Origin of the sequence: Nitratireductor aquibiodomus NL21 = JCM 21793 (genome assembly GCF_000615975.1) — a bacterium.
Lineage (GTDB): Bacteria > Pseudomonadota > Alphaproteobacteria > Rhizobiales > Rhizobiaceae > Nitratireductor > Nitratireductor aquibiodomus.
In genome coordinates, this window is the sequence record NZ_BAMP01000146.1 from 1 (window position 1) to 5,770 (window position 5,770).

The following is a 5,770-nucleotide window of genomic DNA, read 5'->3' on the forward strand; positions in this document are numbered from 1 at the left end:
CCTCGCCCTTGCCGGCCCGCGCCGCTATGGCGGCGAGGTGGTGCATGACGCGGTGATGGGAGATGGCGGCCGCCGCGGTGCCAATGCCGGGGATATCCGCCGCGCGCTCACGCTCTACCGGATTGCAGACGGGCTCTTGATCGGGCTTGTGGCGGTGGCGGCTGGGCTTTGGCAACTGTTTTGATCTCTTGGCAACGGCGTCGTGCGTGGTTCGACAAGCTCACCATGAGGGAGGGGGAAGCGCTGCAGCTCCGTCCTACATGTTGATGAACAGGGCTGCAGGTCTCTACCCATCCTCATGGTGAGCTTGTCGAACCACGCACCACCTCGAAGCAGGGCGATCTAAAACTCGATGCCCTTCTGCGCTTTCACACCAGCGGCGAAATGGTGTTTTATCTGCCCCATTTCAGTGACGAGATCGGCGGCCTCGGTCAATAACGGTTTTGCGTTGCGGCCGGTCACGACCACATGCAAGTCGTCGCGCCGCCCGGTCAGTGCGGTCACCACGCGTTCAAGATCGAGATAGTCGTAGCGCAGGGCGATGTTCAGCTCGTCGAGCACCACCAGACCGATGCTCGGGTCTGCCATCAGCTCCTCGGCCTTTCCCCAGGCACGCTCGGCGGCGGCGATGTCACGCGCCAGATCCTGTGTTTCCCAGGTGAAGCCCTCACCCATTGTGTGCCAGGAAACCTGATCGCCGAAGGCGGCAAAGGCATCTTTCTCACCGCAATGCCAGGCGCCCTTGATGAACTGCACGACACCCACCCGGCGACCATGGCCGAGCATGCGCAGGGCAAGCCCGAAAGCGGCGGTGGATTTGCCCTTGCCCGGCCCCGTATTGACGATCAGAAGCCCCTTCTCGACCGTCTTGTCGCGCACTTCGGCATCCTGAACCGCCTTGCGTTTGGCCATCTTGGCCTTGTGGCGCTCGGCTTCGTTTGCGTCGATCTCTCGCATGTCACTTCACTTTCATGGGCAGGCCGGCCACCACCAGCGTGACGCTGTCGGCAACGGCGGCGACTTTCTGGTTCAGGAACCCCGCCTCATCGCGGAACCGGCGTCCGAGCGGGGTTTCGGGCACGATGCCGAAGCCGACCTCATTGGAAACGAGAACCGTGGTTCCCTCTCTCGCGGCAAAAGCTGCAACCAGTCTCTCGGCGGCAGGCTGCAGCTCATGGTCGTTCAGCATGAGATTGCTGAGCCACAGGGTCAGGCAATCGACCAGAACCGTTTCGCGGGCCGGCAATTTCTCAAGTACGCCCGGCAGGTCGAGCGGGGCGTCGTGCGTCTGCCACGCCCCCGCCCCCGCCTCCTTGCGCCGCGCGCGGTGCATGGCGATGCGTTCGCGCATCTCGTCATCGAAGGCCTGCGCCGTGGCGATGTAGTGCCAGGGCGCGGGTGCGGCCTCGATCAGCGTCTCGGCATGGCGGCTCTTGCCGGAGCGCGCGCCGCCCAGAACGAAATGAAGGGATCGCATCGCTATTTTGCCGGCTCAGCCGACAAGATGCCCGGCAAGGAAGGTCACGCCGACGCCAAGGATGGCGGCACCGGCAAGCCGGGGCTGCATGGCCTCGACGGCCCAGCCGCGCGACTGGACCAGAAAATATGCGCCAAGCGCGATGGCGCTCTGGATCACGGCGAGGCCCGCGAGATAGGCGATGAGCGGCGTCTCTTCGCTGCCGACGATGGCTTCGCCGAAGGCATAGCCATGGAACACGCCGACCACCAGGAACAGGGCGAAGACGAGGATTTGGTTCTCCACCGCCCGGCCGCGCGCCAGAAGCCAGCCGCCGGCAAGAACGCTTGCCGCGATGATGATTTCAGCCGCCGGCAGATCGAGCAGCATCAGGTGCAGACCGACGCCGATCAGCGAACCGGCGACGAAGAGAAGCGGCGCGAAAAGGCTCATGCCGGCGACAGCGGCAATGAGGCCGGCAGCGACGATGAAGGCGAGATGGTCAAGCCCGATCACGGGATGGGCGAGCCCTGATACCAGCCCTTCGTAAAGGGTCGTGGGCGTTTCTCCACCCATGGCATGATGGGCCTCGGCGCCAGTTGCGAAGAGCGATGAAAAAACGAATGCGGAAAAAATGCGTGCGATACGCGAGGTCATGTCCGGTCCTTTCCCCTCCACCCGAGGGATACGGTGTTTCTTTCAGGTTGTCGGCAGGTTTCCTGGCTCACGGGTCGCAGCGTTTTCCAGCCTTCCCAAGACAAAAAGCCTCAGTGGCGATCAGGAAAATGCTCACCGCTTACAGTTGCGGGGGCAGCCATGGCCTTGGCGCTTTTGGCGCCGCACCATGTTCCCTCTGGTCCGCTTCAGCGGAACCGACAGCGGGCGGAGCATACAAGAATCGCCACGCCCCGCAATCGCTTTGTTGCCCGCATTGACAGACCCGTCGGGCGAGCCGTAAATGCGCGATAGACGGTCCTCTTCCCTCAAGGGAGGAGGCTAAGAGGGAATGCGGTGCGGGCCTTGCCCAATGCCGCAGCTGTCCCCGCAACTGTAAGCGGAGAGCGCACCTGACACGCCACTGGGGCAACGCCCTGGGAAGGCTGGAGAGCGCAGCGACCCGTGAGCCAGGAAACCTGCCGTCTGAAAGTGAAATCCTGACCGCCTGGCGGGTGTCCCGGGCAAGGAGTGTGCATTGTGATTGCCGATTGCGCCACCGCGCGCCTTCTCTCTGCCATTCATGGCAATCTTGCCCGAACGCGGCCTGAAGGGGCTTGCGTCTCCCTCACCCGCATCCCTGCATTCACCACACTCCATCTGAAGGAATTCCCATGACCACGAGCTTCCATCGTGTGCCCTGCACCGTCGTGACCGGTTTTCTCGGTGCCGGCAAGACGACGCTCATCCGCAATGTGCTGGAAAACACTAAGGGCAAGCGGCTTGCCATCATCGTCAACGAATTCGGCGATGCCGGCGTCGATGGCGAAGTGCTGAAGGGTTGCGGGCTCGACAATTGCCCTCAGGAAAACGTGCTGGAACTGGCCAATGGCTGCATCTGCTGCACCGTGGCCGACGATTTCGTGCCGGCACTGGACCAGATCCTCGCCCGCGAGCCAAAGGTGGATCACATCCTGATCGAGACCTCGGGCCTCGCTTTGCCAAAGCCGCTGGTGCAGGCCTTCCAGTGGCCGGCCATCAAGAATCGCGTCACCGTCGATGGCGTCATTGCCGTGGTGGACGGGCCGGCGCTGGCCGACGGTCAGGTGGCCGCCGATATGGATGCGCTCGCAGCGCAGCGCGCCGCCGACGAAACGCTCGACCATGACGATCCGGTGGAAGAAGTGTTCGACGATCAGGTGGCCTGCGCCGATCTGATCGTCTTGTCCAAGAGCGATCTTCTGGATGCGGAAGGCAATGAACGCGCCCGCGCCCGCATCGAAGACCATCTGTCGCGCAATGTGCAGATCGTGCCGAGCGCCCATGGCAAGGTGGATCCGGCCCTGCTGCTGGGCCTCGGTCTCGCGGTGGAAGACGATATCGAGAACCGCAAAACGCATCACGACGATCCGCATGACCATGAGCATGACGATTTCGACACATTCGTTGTCGATCTGCCGCCGGTGCTGCGCCCCGAAGATCTGGAAAAGCGCGTCAATGCGGCGGTGGGGACCGGCGAGGTTCTGCGCCTCAAGGGATTTGCCCATGTGAAGGGCAAGCCCATGCGCCTGCAGGTGCAGGCTGTGGGCCCGCGCGTTTCGCATCATTACGACCGTCCGTGGAAGGCTGGTGAAGCTGCCGAAACGCGGCTCGTCGTGATCGGCCTCAAGGGCATCGACCGCGCGCGCATCGAAAGCCTTCTCTCGGCCTGATCCGATGCACATCCTCGCCACCACCACCGCCTCTCTGGACGATCTGATCGAACCTGTCGATCTGCAACAATCGCCGGCGGACATGGTGGCGCTGTCGTTCACCGACAGCGATCTGGCGGGGATCGCCTCTGCATGGCAGGCGAGCCGCGAGACCCTGCCCTCGCTGCGCCTCGCCGCCCTGCGCGATCTGAGACACCCCATGTCGGTCGATCTGTGGATCGACAACACGGCAGCGCATGCCCGCACCATTCTGGTGCGGGTGCTTGGGGGCTATGAGTGGTGGCGCTATGGCTGCGACCGGCTGGCGGAACTTGCGCGAGACAAGGGCATCGCGCTGGCGCTATTACCCGGCGAATGCCATCAGGACGATCCGCGCCTTGCCGAGCGTTCCACCGTTTCGGCGGAAGCGCGCGCGGCGCTGCTCGCCTGCTTCCGCGAAGGCGGACCGGATAATATGCGCGCGCTGACCATGCAGATGGCGCGCCTTGCGGGACAGGATATCGAAGCGCCGGAGGCCGAACCGGTCGCCAAGGCCGGCTTCTATGCGCCGGGCCATGGCATTGTGGAGGCCGGTTTTTTCGCCGCGCAGCCCGGCAGGGCGATCGTTCCGCTCCTCTTTTATCGCTCAATGCTGCTTGCCAGCGATGTCGCGCCCATCGACGCGCTGGTGGAGGCGCTTGAGGAACAGGGTCTTTGCGCCGTCCCGATCTTTGTTTCCAGCCTGCGCGACCCGGTTGCTGCCGGTTTCGTGCGCGATGCCGTGGAGACGTTGAAGCCGCAGGCGCTTATCACCGCGACGGCCTTTTCCAGCGGCGCGGAGCCCGGCGAGAAAACGCTGTTCGACCGGTTTGGCGTGCCGGTTTTTCAGGTGGTCACCGCCACCACGCGCCGCGAGGCGTGGCAGGAAGGCCAGCGCGGTCTGGCGCCCGCCGACCTCGCCATGCATGTGGTACTGCCGGAACTCGATGGCCGGCTGATGGCGGGTGCGATTTCCTTCAAGGACGAGGCGGCGCTGGCTGAAGGGCTTTCCTTCGGCGTTCAGCGCAACCGGCCCGAACCCGCGCGCATAAGGCAGGTGGCGGCGAGGATCACCGCACATCTGAAGCTTGCCCGCACACCAAAGGCCGAGCGCCGCATTGTCGTGCTCATCCCGGATTATCCGAGTGCGCCAGGGCGCACCGGCTATGCGGTGGGGCTCGACGTGCCGTCGAGCGTGCTCGCCATGCTGCATGACCTCGGTGAAGCGGGGTACGCGGTTGATGGCGTTCCCGAGACGCCAAGGGCGCTGATGCAGCGCCTCGAACAGCCTTCGGAATCGCTTTCGCTGGATGAATACCGGCGGGCCTTCGATGCGCTGCCCGAAGAGGCGCGCGAAACGCTGCTCGCCACCTGGGGACCGGCGGAAGACGATGCGGAGGATGGTGTTTTTCCGTTTCGCGCGGCGCGGTTCGGCAATGTCACCGTGGCGCTTGCGCCGGACCGGGGGCGCTCGGCAGACCGACGCGTGGACTATCACGACCCGACGCTTGCGCCGCGCCATGCGCTTGTCGCTTTCGGCCATTGGATGCGGGAGACGCTTGGCGCCCACGCGCTGATCCATGTGGGCGCGCATGGCACGCTGGAATGGCTTCCGGGAAAAACCGTGGCGCTGACGGAAACCTGTTTTCCCGAAATCGTCGCCGGCGCGCTGCCGGTGGTCTATCCCTTCATCGTTAGCAATCCGGGCGAGGCGGCGCAGGCCAAGCGCCGCATCGGCGCGCTCACGCTTGGTCATCTGACGCCGCCGCTTGCGGGTGCCGGGCTTTCTGAAGACCAGCAGGAGCTGGAACGGCTGGTGGATGAATATGCGCAGGCCGACGGGCTGGACCGCCGCCGCCGCGACCGGCTGGCGCAGCTGATCGTGGAAACCGCCGAGCGCACCGGCCTGACCCGCGATGCCGGCGTGGAG

Annotated in this window: 5 protein-coding genes, 1 pseudogene and 2 riboswitches; of the genes and pseudogenes, 3 read left to right on the forward strand and 3 right to left on the reverse strand. The window is 64.5% G+C overall.

Going from position 1 to position 5,770, the window contains the following annotated elements; genetic code table 11:
• A pseudogene (locus tag JCM21793_RS29590) lies at positions 1–184 on the forward strand (adenosylcobinamide-phosphate synthase CbiB); the annotation flags it as partial.
• Between the two features lie 158 nt (positions 185–342).
• On the opposite strand, the gene cobO reads toward JCM21793_RS29590, so the two are convergent.
• From cobO to JCM21793_RS22325, 3 genes are read right to left on the reverse strand one after another with little or no spacing between them, the layout of a single operon-like run.
• Positions 343–957 (reverse strand): cob(I)yrinic acid a,c-diamide adenosyltransferase, encoded by a 615-nt coding sequence (cobO, locus tag JCM21793_RS22315; protein ID WP_025031768.1) that lies wholly within the window; start codon positions 955–957, stop codon positions 343–345.
• Position 958: 1 nt separating this feature from the next.
• Complete coding sequence (gene cobU, locus JCM21793_RS22320) at positions 959–1,477, reverse strand: bifunctional adenosylcobinamide kinase/adenosylcobinamide-phosphate guanylyltransferase (RefSeq protein ID WP_025031769.1); 519 nt, start codon at positions 1,475–1,477, stop codon at positions 959–961.
• 15 nt (positions 1,478–1,492) lie between these two features.
• Positions 1,493–2,113 (reverse strand): HupE/UreJ family protein, encoded by a 621-nt coding sequence (locus tag JCM21793_RS22325; protein WP_025031770.1) that lies wholly within the window; start codon positions 2,111–2,113, stop codon positions 1,493–1,495.
• Positions 2,114–2,148: 35 nt separating this feature from the next.
• Positions 2,149–2,348: riboswitch (cobalamin riboswitch) on the reverse strand.
• Between the two features lie 61 nt (positions 2,349–2,409).
• Positions 2,410–2,612, forward strand: a riboswitch (cobalamin riboswitch).
• Between the two features lie 172 nt (positions 2,613–2,784).
• Between JCM21793_RS22325 and cobW the strand changes: the two genes are divergently transcribed.
• The gene (cobW, locus tag JCM21793_RS22330; protein ID WP_025031771.1) at positions 2,785–3,822 is read left to right on the forward strand and encodes a cobalamin biosynthesis protein CobW; all 1,038 of its coding nucleotides are present in this window, start codon (positions 2,785–2,787) and stop codon (positions 3,820–3,822) included.
• Between the two features lie 4 nt (positions 3,823–3,826).
• Positions 3,827–5,770, forward strand: a 1,944-nt coding sequence (locus JCM21793_RS22335; protein ID WP_025031772.1) for a cobaltochelatase subunit CobN, incomplete at its 3' end; no start/stop codon positions are given.